General features: G+C 70.4%; 17 protein-coding genes. 8 read left to right on the plus strand and 9 right to left on the minus strand.

Features of this window, described 5'->3' with window-relative positions; translation table 11 throughout:
- The first annotated feature begins 470 nt into the window (after positions 1-470).
- Positions 471-1259, plus strand: a complete 789-nt coding sequence (locus tag ACTWLT_RS03715) for an RNA polymerase sigma factor SigF (protein WP_445317392.1) — start codon at positions 471-473, stop codon at positions 1257-1259.
- Between the two features lie 67 nt (positions 1260-1326).
- Here ACTWLT_RS03715 and ACTWLT_RS03720 read toward each other — a convergent pair whose 3' ends face one another.
- A complete protein-coding gene (locus ACTWLT_RS03720) occupies positions 1327-2112 on the minus strand; it encodes a GAF and ANTAR domain-containing protein (protein WP_445317139.1) in 786 nt (261 codons plus the stop codon).
- Positions 2113-2160: 48 nt separating this feature from the next.
- On the minus strand, positions 2161-2874 hold the full coding sequence (locus ACTWLT_RS03725; RefSeq protein WP_445317140.1) for an ANTAR domain-containing protein: 714 nt from the start codon (positions 2872-2874) through the stop codon (positions 2161-2163).
- Positions 2875-3025: 151 nt separating this feature from the next.
- Here ACTWLT_RS03725 and ACTWLT_RS03730 point away from each other — a divergent pair, with 151 nt between their 5' ends.
- Positions 3026-3541 (plus strand): hypothetical protein, encoded by a 516-nt coding sequence (locus ACTWLT_RS03730; protein WP_252416365.1) that lies wholly within the window; start codon positions 3026-3028, stop codon positions 3539-3541.
- A gap of 111 nt (positions 3542-3652) precedes the next feature.
- Here the strand turns inward: ACTWLT_RS03730 and ACTWLT_RS03735 are convergent, their stop codons facing one another.
- Together ACTWLT_RS03735 and ACTWLT_RS03740 are read right to left on the minus strand one after the other, a co-directional pair.
- Positions 3653-4108 carry a DUF4383 domain-containing protein gene (locus tag ACTWLT_RS03735; RefSeq protein ID WP_445317141.1) on the minus strand — a complete coding sequence of 152 codons (456 nt, stop codon included), beginning with the start codon at positions 4106-4108 and terminating at the stop codon, positions 3653-3655.
- A 129-nt stretch (positions 4109-4237) separates the two neighbouring features.
- Complete coding sequence (locus ACTWLT_RS03740) at positions 4238-4720, minus strand: class I SAM-dependent methyltransferase (RefSeq protein ID WP_445317142.1); 483 nt, start codon at positions 4718-4720, stop codon at positions 4238-4240.
- Between the two features lie 423 nt (positions 4721-5143).
- Between ACTWLT_RS03740 and ligD the strand changes: the two genes are divergently transcribed.
- Entirely contained in the window at positions 5144-6106 is a 963-nt protein-coding gene (gene ligD, locus ACTWLT_RS03745) for a non-homologous end-joining DNA ligase (RefSeq protein ID WP_445317143.1), read from the plus strand.
- Positions 6107-6177: 71 nt separating this feature from the next.
- Positions 6178-6633, plus strand: a complete 456-nt coding sequence (locus ACTWLT_RS03750) for a hypothetical protein (protein WP_445317144.1) — start codon at positions 6178-6180, stop codon at positions 6631-6633.
- A gap of 10 nt (positions 6634-6643) precedes the next feature.
- On the opposite strand, the gene ACTWLT_RS03755 is transcribed toward ACTWLT_RS03750, so the two are convergent.
- Positions 6644-6940 carry a DUF6582 domain-containing protein gene (locus ACTWLT_RS03755; protein WP_252416370.1) on the minus strand — a complete coding sequence of 99 codons (297 nt, stop codon included), beginning with the start codon at positions 6938-6940 and terminating at the stop codon, positions 6644-6646.
- A gap of 193 nt (positions 6941-7133) precedes the next feature.
- On the opposite strand from ACTWLT_RS03755, the gene ACTWLT_RS03760 reads away from it, so the two are divergent.
- From ACTWLT_RS03760 to ACTWLT_RS03770, 3 genes are all read left to right on the plus strand, one after another.
- The gene (locus tag ACTWLT_RS03760; protein WP_445317145.1) at positions 7134-8282 is read left to right on the plus strand and encodes a zinc-dependent alcohol dehydrogenase; all 1149 of its coding nucleotides are present in this window, start codon (positions 7134-7136) and stop codon (positions 8280-8282) included.
- A gap of 19 nt (positions 8283-8301) precedes the next feature.
- Positions 8302-8877 (plus strand): hypothetical protein, encoded by a 576-nt coding sequence (locus tag ACTWLT_RS03765; protein WP_445317146.1) that lies wholly within the window; start codon positions 8302-8304, stop codon positions 8875-8877.
- Between the two features lie 78 nt (positions 8878-8955).
- The gene (locus ACTWLT_RS03770; protein WP_445317147.1) at positions 8956-10461 is read left to right on the plus strand and encodes an LPXTG cell wall anchor domain-containing protein; all 1506 of its coding nucleotides are present in this window, start codon (positions 8956-8958) and stop codon (positions 10459-10461) included.
- 83 nt (positions 10462-10544) lie between these two features.
- On the opposite strand, the gene ACTWLT_RS03775 is transcribed toward ACTWLT_RS03770, so the two are convergent.
- Both ACTWLT_RS03775 and ACTWLT_RS03780 read right to left on the minus strand, forming a co-directional pair.
- Positions 10545-11771 carry an MFS transporter gene (locus tag ACTWLT_RS03775; protein ID WP_445317148.1) on the minus strand — a complete coding sequence of 409 codons (1227 nt, stop codon included), beginning with the start codon at positions 11769-11771 and terminating at the stop codon, positions 10545-10547.
- A 326-nt stretch (positions 11772-12097) separates the two neighbouring features.
- On the minus strand, positions 12098-12403 hold the full coding sequence (locus tag ACTWLT_RS03780; RefSeq protein WP_445317149.1) for a hypothetical protein: 306 nt from the start codon (positions 12401-12403) through the stop codon (positions 12098-12100).
- Between the two features lie 293 nt (positions 12404-12696).
- On the opposite strand from ACTWLT_RS03780, the gene ACTWLT_RS03785 reads away from it, so the two are divergent.
- A complete protein-coding gene (locus tag ACTWLT_RS03785; protein WP_445317150.1) occupies positions 12697-15462 on the plus strand; it encodes an ATP-binding protein in 2766 nt (921 codons plus the stop codon).
- Positions 15463-15541: 79 nt separating this feature from the next.
- Here ACTWLT_RS03785 and ACTWLT_RS03790 read toward each other — a convergent pair whose 3' ends face one another.
- Positions 15542-16237 carry an alpha/beta hydrolase gene (locus ACTWLT_RS03790; RefSeq protein ID WP_445317151.1) on the minus strand — a complete coding sequence of 232 codons (696 nt, stop codon included), beginning with the start codon at positions 16235-16237 and terminating at the stop codon, positions 15542-15544.
- Between the two features lie 281 nt (positions 16238-16518).
- The gene (locus ACTWLT_RS03795) at positions 16519-17655 is read right to left on the minus strand and encodes a GlxA family transcriptional regulator (RefSeq protein WP_445317152.1); all 1137 of its coding nucleotides are present in this window, start codon (positions 17653-17655) and stop codon (positions 16519-16521) included.
- Positions 17656-17699 lie beyond the last annotated feature (44 nt).

The raw sequence follows: 17699 nt of genomic DNA on the forward strand, positions 1-17699 counted from the left end.
TGTGGGGCTGTCACGCCCCACACGGCCCCTTCGTGCGTCCCGTCAGGTGCCCGGCCGACGAAGGGCGCGGGTCTCGTCCACCCTGTGATCCGTCCCGGTGGCGGGATTCCGCGAACCGTTCTAGGCTTCCCTCTGGGTCAAGCCACGTGCCCGACACATTCCCGCACCTCGGGAGGTCCGCACGTGACCGGCGATCCATCCACCGCAGGGCCGGCGAGGCTATGCCGCCAGCCCCGCTCACCGCGCCGCAGATCGTCGGGGCCTGCACGCCCGACACGATCCGGCGCAAGCGACGGCATCGCCCTCACGCTGGCCGCGTCTCCCCTGGCAACAACGACAGCGCAGCTCGCATCCCTCAGGGCGCCAGCGCTGCCCCGGCACACCCTCGGTGGCCGTGGCCGCGCCCTGAACGACACCCCGCAACGAGACAGCGGAGGACCCTCGTGACCACCACCAGTACCAACCCATCCATGTCGGCGGCCGCCGAGGCCGACCAGAGCGGCGCAGCCGAGGCGTCGGCCAGCCAACTCCTCACGGAGCTGGCCGCACTACCACTTGACCACCCTGCCCGGCCGGCCGCCAGGGACCGGGCCATCGAGGCCTGGCTACCGCTGGCCCACCACCTCGCCCGGCGCTACAAGGGCCGCGGGGAACCGGGCGATGATCTGATGCAGACCGCCGCGATCGGCCTCATCAAGGCGATCGACAAGTTCGACTGGACGCGGGGCATCGACTTCACCAGCTACGCCATCCCCACGATCGTCGGAGAGATCAAGCGCCACTTCCGCGACCGCACCTGGGACATCCGCGTCCCACGACGGTTGCAGGAGCGGCGGATGGCCATCGGCAAGGCCAACAGCAGCCTCACGCAGACGCTGGGCCGCTCCCCCACCGTCACCGACATCGCCGACCACCTGGGCCTCACCGAGGAAGAGGTCCTCGAGAGTCTGGAGGGGGCGCGCGCCTACAACGCGGTGTCCCTGTCCAGCCCCGTCGGCGACGGCACCGGATCGACGGAGCTGGGGGACATGCTCGGCGGCGAGGACAACGAGCTGGCTCTCGCCGAGCTGCGGGTGGCTCTCGTCCCGGCGCTCGCCGCCCTCGACGAACGCGAGCAGAAGATCATTTCACTGCGTTTCTACGGAAACCTCACCCAACAGGAGATCGCCGCGCAGGTCGGTGTCTCACAGATGCACGTCTCCCGGCTGCTGACCCGAGCGCTGGCCAAGCTACGGGTGCACCTGGTCACCGCCCAGTAGGACGCCGACCTGTCGCCCCGGCGGGACAACGCCGGGGCGGCAACGGCCACCGGACCGGGCGACCCGTTCAGAGCTGGAGCTGCCGCACGATGCTCGCCGCCGTCGCGGTCAAGGATGCCCCTGGTGGCGTCGCCTCCACCAGGTGCCGGTAGGCCGCGGCGGCGGAGAGACCCTCTCGGCCCATGAGGACGCCGAGTGCCCGCTGAATGAGGTCCCTGCTGCGCAGCGCACCGTCGACGCCGGCGACGAGCTGCTGGCTGCCCGCGTCCAGTGGCGGGGACGACGGCGTGTCACCGCCCGACCGGTAGCAGGCGTCGACGTGCTGGATGAGGATCCCCATCGCGACGGCGTCGCGGGCGTAGAGGTTGAGCGCGGCGACAGTCTCACCGCTGCCGGCGAAGAGCGGGATGGACAACGAGGCCCGCACACCGGCCTGCCAGGCGACGTCGCGGAAGCGGGGCCAGACGAACACCTGGGCGACGTCGGGAACGGCAACGGGCCCGCCGGAGCGCAGAGCCGTCAGGCAGGGGCCGTCGTCCTGCGCGTACTGGGCCAGGTCCACCGCCTCGGCGGCCGGGTCGCTGGCGGCCCGGGTCAGATGGTGGCTGTGGCGGGCGACCGTGACGGACACGTAGTCCACCGGGTCCACCAGGACCGCGGCCAGATGGACCAGCCGCGCCAGCAGCCCCGGCACCGCCGGTGAGGCGTCCGGGAGACCGGCCAGGGCCACCATGCCACTGGTGAGTTCGCCTGACGGGGAATCATCGGGCCACGGCGCCAACTCCACACTCTCCTTGCTCCACAGGGGCCGCCCGGAGGCCATGCCCCAGAATCCGTCCGCGGGGGTCTTCACCGGTCGGTGCCCCCGCGGAACGGGTCGGAAACCAGGAGAACGATCGCATCAGACCCGACTGGCGCCGACCGCCCGGGAGACGAGGGCCTCGGCGACCTCACGAACCTTCCGGTTGGTGTCCTGGGAGATCTTCGACAACAGCGCGAACGCCTCCTCCGAGGAACAGTGCCGCTCCCCCATGATGATTCCCTTGGCCTGTTCGATGACCGCCCGGCTGCGCATCGCCTCCCGCATCTGCTCGGCGAGGGTGGCCGCGCTGTCGTAGAGGTGGGTGTTGGCCAGAACCACGGCGGCGTACGAGGCGAACCGCTCCACGACGGCGATCGCCTGATCGTCGAAGGCGTGGGTCTCCACGCCGTAGACGTTGAGGGCGCCCACGACGGCCTCCTGGATCGGCAGGCCGATCGACAGGGAACTGCCGACACCTCGGCCGTGGGCGTAACCCGCCCACTCCGGCCAGCGCGTCTCGGACGTCGTGTCCGGCACGCTGATCGAGTCGCCACTGGGCGAGGAGTCCAGGCAGGGGCCGAAGCCGTGCTCGTACTGCCAGTCGTCGAGGTCGCGGGCGAGATCGCTGGTGGAGGCCACGGTCCGTGCCTCGGCGCCCCGGACCAGCGTCACCGAGACGTCGCGGGCCGCCGGCACGGTCCGCGTGGTCAGCTCGGCGATCCGCTGCAACATCCCGTCGAGGTCGACCTCGTCCAGCCTGATGCCGCCCAGCTCGGCGAAGGCGCTCTCCGGGCTCGGTGACGGCTGTCCCATCGCGATCTCCTTGTCGTCTGGCACATCTGTCCCACCGGCGGTACGTCCGTCGCCGTACCCGAATCCCCTCGCCCTCACACCCGCGTCCCGTCGGGGTCGTGGCCCCGCGCCCGCCGGGCATGAACAGTGGGTACGGGGGTAGAGGCCCGACATGCTCACACGTGCCGTGCCGCAGGGTCTGGTCGCCGGTCTTGTCGGGGCGGCGGTGATGACGCTCGGCGAGAAGATCGAACAGCGCGTGTCCGGCCGCCCCGACTCCTACGTGCCGGCGAGGGTGCTGGAACGACTGACCGGCCTGCCGGAGCGGCCCCGGCGGCAACCGCAGGCACTGAACCTGGGCATGCACTACGGGCAGGGCGCCGTGCTGGGCGTCCTGCGCGCGGTGATGGCGAACGCGGGGATGCGCGGGCCCCTGGCCTCGGGCATGTTCACCGTCGTGCGGCTCACCAACGACCAGATCCTGGAGAACGCCACCGGCGTCGGCGCGCCACCGCAGACCTGGCCCCGTCGGGAGCTTGCCATCGACGTCCTGCACAAGGCCGTCTACGGGTTCGTCACCGGCGCGGTGGCCGACGTGCTGGCCAGCCGGCACGGCCCCGGCCCGGGACAGCGACACGCCGCCCGGCGTCCGGGTCGACACAGCGACGTCGGCCCCCTGCCCCGTTGACTGTCGACCGCGAGCGGGCGGAGCGTCCCGAACGAGACCGTCCGTACGTTTCGAGGGCCTGGACGAACACGGCCGGCCGCCCCGCATCGGGGCGGCCGGCCGGGTACGACGTCAGCGGTGGTCGTTCGGGCGTCGGGTCAGCGCCACCCCGAGGGCGATCATGCCCAGGCCGAGGAACAGGTGCAGCCAGTTGTCGGCACCGTTGAGCGGCACGAAGTTGGCCCCGCTCTCGTGGTCGATCACCAGACCGTAGAGCCAGAGCACCAGGTAGACGGCACCGCCGGCGATCAGGTACGTGCGTGCACCGGAGATGGCGCGGGCCAGGGCGAGGCCGGCGACGCCGAACGCCAGGTGAACCAGGTTGTGCAGGATAGACACCTGGAACAGCCCGAGCAGCTTCGCCTCGGACTCGTGCCCGGCGAACGTCATCGTGTCGTAGTTGCTGGTGATACCGGGAATGAAGCCGAGGATCCCGACCAGCAGGAACACCGCACCGACCACCTGGGCGGCGGTACGCACGGGGTGCTTGCCGGTGGTCCCGGTGCCGGGAACGGATCTGGTGGCCATTTCACATACCTCCATCGAACGGGATGATCGGTCTTGTGCCCCTGCCGGACGGCCGCAAACAAGCCACTCGGTGTGAGGAGGGCACGCAGGTGATGGAGGACGACGATCCGCGCGCCTACGAGGCCGATCTCACGGTGTCGGTGTACCGGTGACGCAGGTGAACAGACGGCTCTGCCCGCGGGCCACGATTGATCTCGTGGTGTCGAACCCGTGTGCGCGGAGCAGCCGTTCTGTCGACACGACGTTCCCCTCGGCGTTCGCGGACGTGGGCCGCTCGCCGAAGATGTAGAGCACGCCTCCCGGAGCCAGCAGGTCCCGGACCCGCTCGATCTGCTCGGGTGCGGTGCCCAGCCAGAACAGGCTGACGTTCACCGCGAAAATCTTGGTGAAGTGACGCCGGGTGAGATCGGCGGACTCGAACCCCGTACCGCGGATCTCGGCCCTGCCGGAGCTGATGTGACCCGCGTTGCGTTCCGATGCGAGCCGCGCCATCGTCGCCGCGCGGTCGATCGCCACGATCGTGCCGGTCGTGAGTCGTTCGGCGACGAGCGAGACCGCTGTTCCCCGGCCGCACCCGATCTCCAGCACGTGGTCGTCCGGTGCCACGGCCATCGTGTCCACCGCCCACCGCTGCCGGTGCGCGGTTGCCGTCGTCCGCGCCGGTTCGTGGATCGGGACGGGCCTGCCGCCGGCCAGGCTCGTCCTCCGGACGGGGAGCGTGCACCTCACGACATCACCCGCTCAGCCATGACGGAAGCCTCCGAGTGGCACCGAGCTGACCCTGCACACACCTGACTGCACCTTTCCGGGTGGCGCCGTTCGCGTTGTCCTGGGCGAAGGAGGAGTGGGTTCGCGGGTTGGGTCCTGCGGGTGGGCCGCCGAGCGCGCGATTGCCCTCAGCGGGGCGGGCAGAAACGTGGCACCCAAAGATTATCCCGCCGTCGCGGGCCACCAGCGCCCGGCACGCTGCGGCCACCCGGGCCGGGAATGCCCGAAGCCCTCCTCTCGGCGCAACGGGTTGGTCATGATCGAGGCATGTCCCGGATGCCGGCCCTCGTGCGCCCGATGCTCGCCACCAGCGGCGCACTGCCCGACGGGCCCGGCTGGGCGTACGAGTTCAAGTGGGACGGGGTGCGCGCGATCGGCTACGTCGCCGACGGCGTGCGGCTGCTCAGCCGCAACGATCGCGACATCACCCGCGCGTATCCCGAGCTGGACGAACTCGCGAACCTGCTGACCGGCCGGAAGGCGGTACTCGACGGGGAGATCGTGGCGCTCGACGGCAAGGGCCGGCCCAGCTTCTCGGCACTCCAGCACCGGATGCACGTCCGCGCGCCGTCCGCCGCCCTGGTCGGCACGACTCCGGTCCGGATCTACGTCTTCGATCTTCTGCACCTCGACGGGCGCGACCTGACGAACCTGCCGTACACCGACCGGCGCAGCGCCCTGGAGCAGCTGGAGCTGAGCGGCACGAGCATCGACACACCGCCCTACTGGACCGGCGACGCCGGCCGGGACCTGGCCACCGCGGCCGCCGACCTCGGTCTCGAAGGGGTCGTGGCCAAGCAGCTCGGCTCGGCGTACGAGCCCGGCCGTCGCTCACCGGCGTGGGTCAAGGTGCCCCTAAACGACACCGTCGAAGTCATCGTGGGCGGCTACAAACCCGGAGCCGGCAGGCGGGAAGGCACGATCGGCTCCCTGCTGCTCGGCATGTACGACGCCGACGGCAGGTTGACCTACATCGGGCACGTCGGCACCGGGTTCACACAGTCCGCGCTGCGCGACCTTCTCCAGCGCCTTGATCCCCTCCGCCGACCGGACCCGCCGTTCGGCTCCCCCGTGCCACGCGAGCACGCCCGCGGCGCGGTCTGGGTCGACCCGGCCCTGGTCGGGGACGTCACCTTCCGGTCCTGGACCCCGGACCACCGCCTGCGGCATCCCTCCTGGAAGGGGCTGCGCAGCGACCGCGAACCAGCCGAGATCCGGCTACGACACTGACCCGGCACTGCCGCTCGGACGCGCTCGCGGCGTTACGGTGAGGCCGTCGCCAGCAGAAGGGGGTACGGAACATGGCGGAACGCCATCCCGCGCTCGCACGGCTCGACGCGCTCGTCGGCCGGTGGACGGTGCAGCCGGAGGTCGAGGACCTGGGTGTCGGGTGGACCGATTTCTCCTGGGTCGAGGGCGGCGCATTCCTGCGGCAGGTCTCCGACGCCGACCCGCTGCCGGCCACCGCACCGCAGGCGTGGCGGGACAACAACCCGCTGCCGGTGACGTCGCTGATCGGGCTCGACGACGCCGGCGACGGGTTCACCATGCTGTACGCCGACGCGCGCGGCGTCCACCGCGTCTACCGCATGGCCTTTGCCGACGGTGTCTGGCGGCTCTGGCGCGACGCGCCCGGCTTCAACCAGCGTTTCACCGGGACGCTGAGCCCGGATGGCGACACCATCGACGCGCAGTGGGAGCGGTCCGAGGACGGCGTCGACTGGCGGCTCGACTTCCGGATCACGTACCGCCGCTGACGGGGGCCGATCAGTGGGCGGGATTCGGCGTGTGGGGTAGCCGACCCAACTGGTGCCAGTCGGTCTCCGCGACGTCGACGCCGTAGTGCGCGGCGGCGGCGAGGATGTTCTGGAACGCCTGGTCACGTTCGTCGTCGTCAACGCCCTGGACCTGGTCGAACCGGGCAAGGGCGTTACGGACGTGTGCCGCGTCGGTCAGCGGCTCCTTGCGCTTGCCGGGGAACGCGAAGACGCTCTCCGGCAGCTCGCGCTTCTCTTTCTCGGACAGACTGCCGTGCTCCTCGTGGGGCTTCCAGGTCGACGTCATCGCCGACCATTACCCACTGTCCACCCGACTGCACCCTCCATGGCTCCTAGGCTCCCTACCGCCTTTTCGGGCGGGGACGACATGGCGGCCGGGTCACGGTTTGCCCCCAAACGGCGGGGGTAGGGATTCCAGTGCTTCGGACGGCGAAACCGGGGCGATCGACCACCCAGCACGCTGGTCCAGGAGGCGGCGAATGCGAGCAATGGTCTACCGCGGTCCGTACCGGGTGCGCGTGGAGGAGAAGGACCGACCCACCGTCGAGCACCCCAACGACGCGATCGTGCGGGTGACGCGGGCTGCGATCTGCGGGTCGGACCTGCACCTCTACCACGGGATGATGCCCGACACGCGTGTCGGGATGACCTTCGGTCACGAATTCATCGGTGTGGTCGACGAGGTGGGCCCGTCGGTGCGGAACGTCAAGCCCGGTGACCGCGTCATGGTCCCCTTCAACGTGTACTGCGGGTCCTGCTACTTCTGCGCCCGAGGGCTGTTCAGCAACTGTCACAACGTCAACCCCAACGCCACGGCCGTGGGCGGCATCTACGGCTACTCGCACACCTGCGGCGGCTACGACGGCGGTCAGGCCGAGTTCGTCCGGGTGCCGTTCGCCGACGTCGGCCCGAGTCTGATTCCCGAGTGGATGGACGACGACGACGCCGTCCTCCTCACCGACGCGCTCGCCACCGGCTACTTCGGCGCGCAGCTCGGCGACATCGTCGAGGGTGACGTGGTCGTGGTCTTCGGTGCGGGCCCGGTGGGTCTGTACGCCGCCAAGTCGGCCTGGCTGATGGGCGCCGGCCGGGTCATCGTCATCGACCACCTCGACTACCGGCTGGAGAAGGCGGCGTCGTTCGCCCACGCCGAGACCTGCAACTTCGCGGAGTACGACGACATCGTCGTCCACCTGAAGAAGATCACCGACCACCTGGGCGCCGACGTGGCCATCGACGCCGTCGGAGCGGAGGCGGACGGCAACTTCCTCCAGCACGTCACCGCCACGAAGCTGAAGCTCCAGGGCGGCTCCCCGGTCGCCCTCAACTGGGCGATCGACTCCGTCCGCAAGGGCGGCACGATCTCGGTCATGGGGGCGTACGGGCCGATGTTCAGCGCCGTCAAGTTCGGCGACGCGCTGAACAAAGGGCTGACCCTGCGGATGAACCAGTGCCCGGTGAAGCGACAGTGGCCGCGCCTGTTCGAGCACATCCGCAACGGCTACCTCAAGCCCAGCGACATCGTGACCCACCGCATCCCGCTGGAGCACGTCGCCGAGGCCTACCACATCTTCTCCGCCAAGCTCGACGGCTGCATCAAGCCGCTGATCGTCCCGAACGCCGCCTGATCCGACCGGGAGCCCGACCATGCCCTACACACCGGACAAGCCGAAACTGGCCGAATCCAGCGACGAGTTGCGCGCCCGTATCCCCGGGTGGGGCGCCGACCTCGACCCGAAGGACCGGCCCTCGGTGCCGAAGGAGCGTTTCGACCCGGACCTCACCGGCGCGCACTGGGAGTTCCCGGAGCGGCAGCCCGAGAGGTGGCCGCGGGAGAGGTCGATCGAGCACAAGTTCCTCACCCCGGTGTTCGGCACCTCGTGCCCGCCCAAGGGACTCTCCGGGGTGATCCGCCGGTACTCCTACCGCACCTACAGCGAGGGCCGGGCGGCCCACTGGCTGCTGCTCCTCGCGGCGGACCGGCTGGACACGGTGGAGAGCACCCTCCGGTCGTTCCTGACCCGCGACCCCGACAACCCCGTCAACGAGACCGGCGTGCTGAGCGAGTTCACCCACCACGGGCTCTCCTCGCGCCTGCGCGGCAAGCGCGTGGACCGGGTGCATCACCCGCTCGACCCGGTCATCGTCGCCGCGCCCTGGGTGCTGGCCGGAGGAGCCGCATACCTGGCCCTCAGGCGGATCGTCAGGCGCGCACCGCGCTGACCGCCGCTTCGCGTGCCCCCACCCGAACGGGTCGCGTCGCTATGATCACCCCCGTTCATCAACGGGGGAGGAACGCTCGTGAGTCGTTCACGTCTGCTGCGCGCCGCCGCGTGGCTCGGCGCCTGCGCCATCGGTGTGCTCGGTGCCAACGCCGTCGCACCGGTCTCCGCGGTCGCGTTGCCGAAGGGCACGCAGCTGCGCCTGGACCACACCGCACTGGTGCCCGGTTCGTTCGGCAAGACCCAGTCCGTCTACCTCTACAACTACGACGCCGACTTCACTCTGAACGACGTGGCGGTCACCATCGACACCGCGAAGCTCGCGGGTGTCGCCACGGCCAAGCTCACGTTCGAGGGTTCCAGCCCGTGCGAGCAGTCGGGTACGAGGATCACCTGCAGCTTCGACACCCTCTCCTCGGAGAACCTGTTCGCGGGTATCACCACGCTCACCTTCCGGCCCGAGGCCTCAGCGGCGGTAGGCGACGAGGGTGAGGTGAGCGTGAAGGTCACCAGTCGGGACCAGACCTTCACCAGGACCTCGAAGGTGACCATCAGCGAGAAGGTCGCGCTGGAGGTTGGGCCGATCATCACCAAGAAGGTCAAGCCGGGCGACACCTTCACGAACCCGCTCACGGTGAAGAACACCGGGGGCAACGCGATCAACGGCGTGGACCTCTTCTTCTTCTACGAGTCGATGTTCACCGTGCCCAAGCGCTACGACAACTGCGACTACGGCACGTTCGCCGCGTACTGCCACTTCGAGGCGACGCTTGCTCCGCAGCAGGAGTACGTGCTCTCCGAGGAGTTGCCGTTGCAGTTGCGGCCGCAGGTGCCGGCGCCGGGCGTCGCCGGAGCCAGCTTCGCGTGGTCGACCCCGATCGACGGGCGTGACAACTTCGACATGGTCCAGGCCACCAAGCCGACCCGCGGCACGCAGGGCACCCTCCGCCTCGTCCAGAAGCCCTCGGGGCTGCGTGCCCAGGGCGCCCAGACCGAGGACTCCTTCTTCCTGGACACGCAGAGCGTGATCCTCACGGTCGAGGGCACGAACCGGTCCGACGTGAGCGCCGTCGGCGGGCAGGTCCGGGCCGCCGTGGGCACCACGATCACCGCCAAGCTCGGCGTCAAGAACCTGGGTCCGGCGTACGCCTCCGGCATCACCGAGCCGGCCGCGACCGTCACCGTCGCGCCGCCCGCCGGCACCACCGTCACGACGGTGCCCGCCGGGTGCACGAAGGCGGACACCGGGTACGTGTGCCGGACGAACGTCCACCCGCTCGAGGTGGGCGAGGCTGTCACGTGGGACTTCGGGCTGCGCGTCGACGCCGCCGGGGAACTCACCGGTACCGTCACGGTCACGTCCTCGAGCCCGGACGCGACGTCGGACAACGACGTGGCCAAGCTGGTCGTCAACCCGGTCGGCGGCGCTGGCGCCGGCGGGGGCGGGGGCAGCGACGACGGCCCGTCGCTGCCGATCACCGGCCAGTCCGGCACCGTGCTGGGTGGCGCCGCCGCCGTTCTGCTGGCCGCGGGTGCCGCCCTGTTCGTGGTGACGCGCCGCCGCCGTACCCGCTTCGTCGCCTGACACCGGGACTGGCTCAACGGGAAGCCCTGGTCGGACATGCTCCGGCCAGGGCTTCCCGCACGTCTGGTGAGCGCCCTGCGGGGTCAGGCACGACCCGAAACGGGCCCACGCGCCAGGCGCGGCACCAGCACCGAGCCGGCCACGAACAGCAGCCCGGCGACCGACAGCACCACGCCGACCCACGCGGTCGCCAGGTACCCGTGGCCGCCCGCGATCACCACGCCGCCCAGCCACGCACCGATCGCGTTGGCCAGGTTGAGCGCGGAGTGGTTCGAGGACGCCGCCAGCGCGGGCGCGTCCGGTGAGGCTTCCATGAGCCGGATCGTGAGCCCGGCGCCGAGCACCTGGCACACCAGCCCGATCGCGAAGATCAGCAGCACGGCGGCGACCGGTGACGAGGCGGTGAGCGCGTAGAGCGCCAGGACCGCGGTCATCGCGACGAGCGAGCCGATGAGCGTGCCCAGCGCCGACCGGTCCGCCAGCCGACCGCCGAGCAGCGCGCCGACGGTCATACCCAGGCCGAACACGGCGAGGACCCACGGCACCGCCCGGGTCGGCATCCCGGCGACGTCGGTGAGGGTCGGAGCGACGTAGCTGTAGACGGCGAACATGCCACCGAAGCCCACGGTGCCGGTGAGCAGTGCGATCCACACGTGGACCCGGCGGAAGGCACCCAGCTCCCGGGAGATGCTGGCCCCGTCCACGGCGGCGACGTGCGGCACCCACCGGCGCACGGCGAGGATCGTCAGGACGCCGATCCCGGCCACCAGCGCGTACGAGGCGCGCCAGCCGAACACCTGACCGGCGAGCGTGACGAACGGTACGCCGATGATGTTGGCCACGGTCAACCCGACCATGACCCGCCCCACCCCCCGCCCCCTGCGGTCGGGCGGGACGAGCCCGGCCGCCACGACGGCGGCGATGCCGAAGTACGCGCCGTGCGGCAGACCGGTCAGGAAGCGGGCGCCGACCAGCGACCAGATGCCCGGCGCGAGAGCGGTCAACGCGTTGCCCACCACGAAGGCGACCATGAGCACGAGCAACAGCCCGCGCCTGGGCACCCGGGCCGCGAGGGCCGCGATGACCGGCGCGCCGACGACGACACCCAGCGCGTACGCGGTGATGGCGTGCCCCATCACCGGGATGGGGACGCGCAACTCGTCGGCCATCTGGGGCAGCAGCCCCATCGTGGCGAACTCGGTGGTACCGATGCCGAAGCCACCGATCGCCAGCGCGAACAGCGCCGCCCCGGCCGGACGGCGTGCACCGGGCGCGGTCGGCGGGGCGGGTGGGGCCTCGGTGGTGCTCACGATGGTGTCTCCGCTCGTCATGATCGGCGCCGCCCTGCGACAGGACCGACTTCCACGGCGGTATGGAGGCGGGGCTCGGGCCCATGGTGCCCCTCGCGTGTTGCCGTCGACTCAACGAGAGGTGGCCGAGGTGACGCGAATTACCTGCGGGAACGCCTCAGCCCCGGGGCGCTCCCGCGGTCGCCGCCGGCCCGTGCGGACCGGCGGCGCCGGGTTTCACGCTGACGCCCGCCGTGGGCGATCAGCGCGATGACCAGCAAGGACCTGTCACGGCGCAGCCTCGTCCGTCTGGTGGGCCAGGGCCCGTACGTCACGGGTCGTTAGCGTCAGCGGTTCGTAGAGCCGGGGTAGGCGTCCACCCGGCCATCGAGCCGATGCACTAGGAGGTGGGCGTCATCCTGCCGGATCGTCTCGCCGGGATAGACGAGAACCGGTTGGTCCGGGACGAAGTTGCGCCAGCGATCGATCAACGTGAGGCGGTCGGCCTGTTCGAACGGCGGTATCTGGAGATTGCCCAGCAGGACAGCCAGGTCGGCGACCGGACGGCTGCGGATGGTGTGGGGCCGGGGAAAGGACAGGGGTACGCGGCGCCGGTCCCGTCCACCTGGCCGCTTCCTCCTCGGCGCGTTCATGTCCCACAGCATCAGCCAGGCGACAGACGATTCGCAACAGCGACCTCGCGGTCCTGTCCCCGGCGTGAAGATTGCGCGTCGACGGCTGGACAAGGCCGCTGCGGTTGGGTGGCGTCCTCGCTGACAACCTGTCTGGAAGCGGCTGCACGGACGTGGACGTCATCCATGACCAGCACGGCGTGCGGACGGACCTGGCCCGGCGCAGATCGGTTCGACCTGGAAGAGCCGATATGATCCTTCCCTAGCCGGGCCGTCGACGCGGCCGAGTCCGACGACGCAGAGCGTGACGGGGAATGACGACAGACATCGTCGGCAGAAGCGACGTTCTTGCGGTCATCGACGAGTTCTGCGATCACGCACGCACATCCGGAAAATCGTTGATCATCGTCGGGGACCCCGGCCTGGGCAAGACCACGCTGCTGCGATACGCCGCCCGGCGCTGGGCGGCAGAGCGCGGCCGCGTCCTGGAGGCGACCGCGGTCGAGTTCGAAGCGGACATCAGTTTCGCGGGGTTGAAACAGATTCTGAGCCCGATCGCCCATTCGCTCCCCAACGCCGAAGGCGCTCACGCCGACATCCTGAAAACCCTCTTCGATCCGGACACCTCCACGGCACTTGACCGGATGGCGGTCACCGAAGCACTGCGGAATCTGCTGCTCACCGTGGCCCGCGATTCGCCGATCCTCGTCCTCGTCGACGACGTCCAGTGGCTCGACCGGTCGAGCGCCGCGGTGTTCACGCTCCTGGCCCGGCGGCTGACCGGAACGCGCGTCGGCCTCCTCGGGTCGGCGCGTCCGGCGGCCGAAGGCTTCTTCGAGCGAGCACGACTCGACGAATACGTATTGGCCCCTCTCGACGAGCAGGCGGCAGCCGAGGTCCTGACGGCCCGCCATCCCGGGTTGACGCCCGCAGTCCGGCGAAGGGTGTTGGCCACGGCGGGCGGGAACCCGCTGGCCCTCGTCGAACTGCCGCTGGCCCTCGCCAGCCGGGGTCACGCCAGTCCGACGCTCGACCTCTCCGTCGTCCCGCTCAACCGCCGGCTACAGGCAGCTTTCTCGTCCCGCATCGACGACCTGCCGGATGCCACGCGAGAGTCGCTGCTGCTCGCCGCCCTCGAGGCCACCGGGAACCTCCGCGTCCTCGAGGTCGTGGCCGGTGAGCGGCTCCTGGAGACGCTGGCACCCGCCGAACGCGCTCGACTCGTCCACATCGCGGAGCATGGCACGCGACTGCTGTTCTCCAATCCCCTGACCCGGTCGGCCGTCGTCAACGCTTCCACGGCCGCGCAGCGGCGCTGGGCCCACCGCCGGTTGGCCGACGGTCTGCATGACGACCCGGACCGGCGGGTGTGGCATCTCGCGCAGAGCAGTGCCGGGCCCGACGAGCGGGCAGCCGTCTCGCTGGAGGAAGCGGGATATCGGCTGGTCCGGCGGGGCGACATCGTGGGCGCCGTGACCGCGCTCACGAACGCCTCGATGCTCAGCCCTGCCGACACGCAGCGGGCTCGTCGCCTGGCCGCGGCGGCCTACATCGGTGCTCGCCTGGGCGGCGGAATCGCTGGGGCTGGCGACGCGCTACTCGAGGCGCGTCAGCTCGACGCTGGGCATCAGCGGTCCCTGGACATGGCGATGGCCACGTCGTTCGTCATCCTCAACGCCGACGGTGACGTCGACACGGCTCACCGCATCCTCTCCGGCGCACTGGACGCGGTGAGTCCGGAGTCGCATCCGGTCTTCCAGATCAGGGAGGCCCTGCTCACCCTGTTGTACGTCTGCTTCTTCGGCGGACGGAGCCATCTCTGGTCGGACTTCGACGCGGTCCTGTCACGCCTGAACGACCCCGGCCTCGACATCGTCGTGCTGATGCGGCACACGCATTCTGATCCGGCGAACGCCGGCGACGCCGCGTACCGACAGCTCGACCGACTCGTCCAGAGCCTGGATCAGGTCGACGCCCCCGGCGAGATCGTCCTGATCGGCCTCGCCGGTTCCTGGGTGGACCGGCTCGGTGGTTGTCGTGCCGCCCTGCACCGCGCGCTGGAGCGGGGACGCGCCGCGGACGACACGAACGTCATGACGCAGGCGCTGACCCTGCTGGCGCTCGACTCCTACTTCCTGGGCCAGTGGCGGGACAGCGAGCGGTACCTGGCCGAGGCACTGTCCCTGACCAAGGAGCAGGGACTGCGGCTCTTCCGCTGGGCCATCGATCACTGGATCGCCACCCTCGCCGCCGTGCGCGGCGACGACGAGACGGCGCGGAGGATCACCGACGAGCTGATCTACTGGGCCGTACCCCGAGGTGTGGCCGTGGTGAGTCATCTCTGCCACTACACCCGCACCCTGCTCGCACTGGGCGCCCAGGACTACGAGGAGGCATACCGGGAGGCGACGTCGGCGAGCCCCGCCGGCACCATCCCGACTTTCCGCCCGGTGGCGATCTGGATGGTGCTCGACGTGGTCGAGGCCGCAGTCCGGACCAACCGCCACGCGGAGGCCCGGGCGCACGTCGCCGCGGCTCGCGCGGCGCGGCTGGAGACGATCTCCGGCCGGCTCGACATGCTGGTGACGGCCGCCGAGGCGCTCGTCTCCGCCGACGACGCGGCGACGAGCCTGTTCGACCGGGCACTCGCCACACCGGACGCCGACCGGTGGCCGTTCGACCAGGCCCGCGTCGAACTTCTGTTCGGCCAACACCTCAGACGGATCAGGTCGGGGCGTGCCGCACGGGAACACCTCGGCCGGGCCCATGCCGCGTTCGAACGCCTCGGCGCCGAGAAGTGGGCGCGAAGCGCCCGCCGAGAGCTCAGGGCAGCCGGCCAGCGGACGGGGCCGGCCCCCCAGCCGGGACACGCGACCCTGACCGGCAGGGAACATCTCATCGCCCAGATGGCCGCGACCGGCATGACGAACAAAGAGATCGGCGAGGAGCTGTTCCTCTCGGCGCGGACCGTCGGCGCGCACCTTTACCGCATCTTCCCCAAACTGGGCATCACCGCACGGGCGGGCCTGAGGGACGCCCTCACCGTCATGGACGAGACCCGCCCACACCGGCTTCAGTGAGGTCGACGTCACCTCGACGGACGGCGTCGCCGCGTGCGGCGCGGGCCACCACCGGCCCACGCCGCACGCGGAGAACTCGTCACGCGGCAGCGAGCTCGTCCCTGATCAGCTGGGCGAGCGCCGCTGGCTGGGACAGGAACGGGGAATGGGACGTGGCCATCCGCGTGATCCGGCCAGCCCGGGTGGCGAAGTACTCCTGCGCGACCGGCGGGAGGGCGTTGTCGGCCTCGCAGACGACGTACGTGCTGGGGATGGTGTGCCACGCGGCCCCGGTCTGCTCCTGAGTCTTCGACGTGTAGGAGTGGTATCCGAGCTGCGTCACTGCCTGTCGTGCGATGTCAGGGGCGACATCGCCGTAGAACACCGTCGCGGGATCCACCGGCTCCACGTAGTCGCCGGCACCGACACCGTGGTGGATCTTCCACCAGGGTGCGGGGGTACCGCCCGCGCTGGACAGCAGAGACTCGCCGACCTCGATCTGGAACGCGGCGAGATAGACGATCCGCCGGACGTTGTGGGCACCGACCAGGCCCTGGCTGGCGGGGATGCCGCCGTACGAGTGGGCCACGACGACGACGGGGCCGCCGATTTCGGCGACGGCCTTCCCGATGAGCGCCGCGTCCTCGTACATGTCACCCAGCTTCTCCGGGTCGTCACCGCTGCTGGACAGCGCGACGGTGTGGACATCGACATTCCGCAGCTCGTCCGTCAGGAGCGCCAGGTGCTCGGGCTTGTGCCAGGCGCCCGGAACGAGGACGAGTGATGGCAGGGACAACAGAACCTCCGAGTACGTGTGATGTGGCGAGCTGACTCATGAACTGGTGCACCAGGCCGTGCCCGATCGGTTCGCGGCGGCGCCGACGTACCTGGCGCCTCATGCGCCCGCCGACGAGCTTGGCGCTGCGCGGTCTCCTGCTGCATCAGTCATGTGACTGCACCTCGCGCGGAGATCAACGCCCGGAAGGGCGGGTACTGGCCGGACCCTGGGCAGCTCCGACCATGCGTGTATTCGCCGACGTCGACCATCAGGCCGAACGACATCGCGGGGCGGCCCGGTCAGCCGCCGAGGGGCACCTGTCCGCTGCCGCGGCGGGCCGTGCTGAACCGACGCTGGTAGGCGGCGGGGCTGATCGACAGCTTCCTGGCGAAGACCCGGCGCATGCTCTCGTAACTGGGGAACCCGGCGAGGGCCGCGGCCTGCGTCGCGCTGTGTCCCTGGTCGAGCAGCGCCCGGGCCATGTCGAACCGGATGTTCTCCACGTAGCGCGCCGGCGTCGTGGACAGTTCGTCGTGGAAGAGCCGGGTGAGTTGCCGGGTGCTCACGTTGACGTGTTTCGCGAGTTCACCGAGCGAATGCTCCCCGCGGGGGTTCGCCGTCACCAGGTCGGTGATGGTGCGGAGAGCCGGCGAGCGGGGCGGCGGCCCTTGTAAGGGCGCCGAGAACTGGGACTGCCCGCCCGCGCGCTGCATGTACACCACGAGGGCGCGGGCGACGTCGCGCGCCAGGTCGGCCCCGTGGTCCTCTTCGACGAGAGCGAGCGCCAGGTCGATGCCGGCCGTCACCCCTGCCGAGGTGTACGTGGTGCCGTCGCGAACGTAGATCGCGTCGGGTTCGACGCGGCACGTCGGACAGCGGGAGGCGAGTTCGTGCGTGACCTGCCAGTGGGTGGTCGCGCGCTTGCCGTCGAGGAGGCCGGCGGCGGCGAGTACGAACGCTCCGGTGCAGATCGACGCGACGCGGCCTGCCACAGCCGCCGGTGTCCGCGCAGCGTCCGCCAGGTGGCTGGGGACCGGGGCGCGCGGGTAGCGGTCGGACCCGGCCACCAGGAACGTGTCGGAGGGCGGCTCCGCGGAGACGGCACCGTCGACCGCGACCCGGATCCCGAGGTTGGACGTGACGCCCGCGCCGGTGGGCGACAGCAGCACGATCCGGTAGTCGGCACCGAACCGGTTCGCCTCCTTGAAAACCTCAGCGGGTCCGGCGACGTCCAGTAACGTCACTCCGTCGTAGACGAGGATCGCGACGCGATGGGGGCCGGCTTTCACCACTCCGGTCCCAGCGCGGGAAGCATGGACACCGTCCATTGGTAGCACACCGTAACCGGCGATCACTGGCATCCCGGGCGGGGTTGCCGCAAGCCCCTGGTGATGCGGTTGCTGCCCTACCGAGTGCGGCAACGCGGGTTTGTTCATCTGAAGCCGGAGCCGTAGCAGAGGCTGGTTAACTACATTGGCCG

Source organism: Micromonospora yongxingensis, from assembly GCF_052601155.1.

Coding starts and splice junctions, on each gene's coding strand:
- ACTWLT_RS03715 (WP_445317392.1), top strand. CDS start 471: ATGTCGGCGGCCGCCGAGGCCGACCAGAGCGGCGCAGCCGAGGCGTCG.
- ACTWLT_RS03725 (WP_445317140.1), bottom strand. CDS start 2,874: ATGGGACAGCCGTCACCGAGCCCGGAGAGCGCCTTCGCCGAGCTGGGC.
- ACTWLT_RS03730 (WP_252416365.1), top strand. CDS start 3,026: ATGCTCACACGTGCCGTGCCGCAGGGTCTGGTCGCCGGTCTTGTCGGG.
- ACTWLT_RS03735 (WP_445317141.1), bottom strand. CDS start 4,108: ATGGCCACCAGATCCGTTCCCGGCACCGGGACCACCGGCAAGCACCCC.
- ACTWLT_RS03740 (WP_445317142.1), bottom strand. CDS start 4,720: ATGGCCGTGGCACCGGACGACCACGTGCTGGAGATCGGGTGCGGCCGG.
- ligD (WP_445317143.1), top strand. CDS start 5,144: ATGTCCCGGATGCCGGCCCTCGTGCGCCCGATGCTCGCCACCAGCGGC.
- ACTWLT_RS03750 (WP_445317144.1), top strand. CDS start 6,178: ATGGCGGAACGCCATCCCGCGCTCGCACGGCTCGACGCGCTCGTCGGC.
- ACTWLT_RS03755 (WP_252416370.1), bottom strand. CDS start 6,940: ATGACGTCGACCTGGAAGCCCCACGAGGAGCACGGCAGTCTGTCCGAG.
- ACTWLT_RS03760 (WP_445317145.1), top strand. CDS start 7,134: ATGCGAGCAATGGTCTACCGCGGTCCGTACCGGGTGCGCGTGGAGGAG.
- ACTWLT_RS03765 (WP_445317146.1), top strand. CDS start 8,302: ATGCCCTACACACCGGACAAGCCGAAACTGGCCGAATCCAGCGACGAG.
- ACTWLT_RS03780 (WP_445317149.1), bottom strand. CDS start 12,403: ATGAACGCGCCGAGGAGGAAGCGGCCAGGTGGACGGGACCGGCGCCGC.
- ACTWLT_RS03785 (WP_445317150.1), top strand. CDS start 12,697: ATGACGACAGACATCGTCGGCAGAAGCGACGTTCTTGCGGTCATCGAC.
- ACTWLT_RS03795 (WP_445317152.1), bottom strand. CDS start 17,655: ATGAACAAACCCGCGTTGCCGCACTCGGTAGGGCAGCAACCGCATCAC.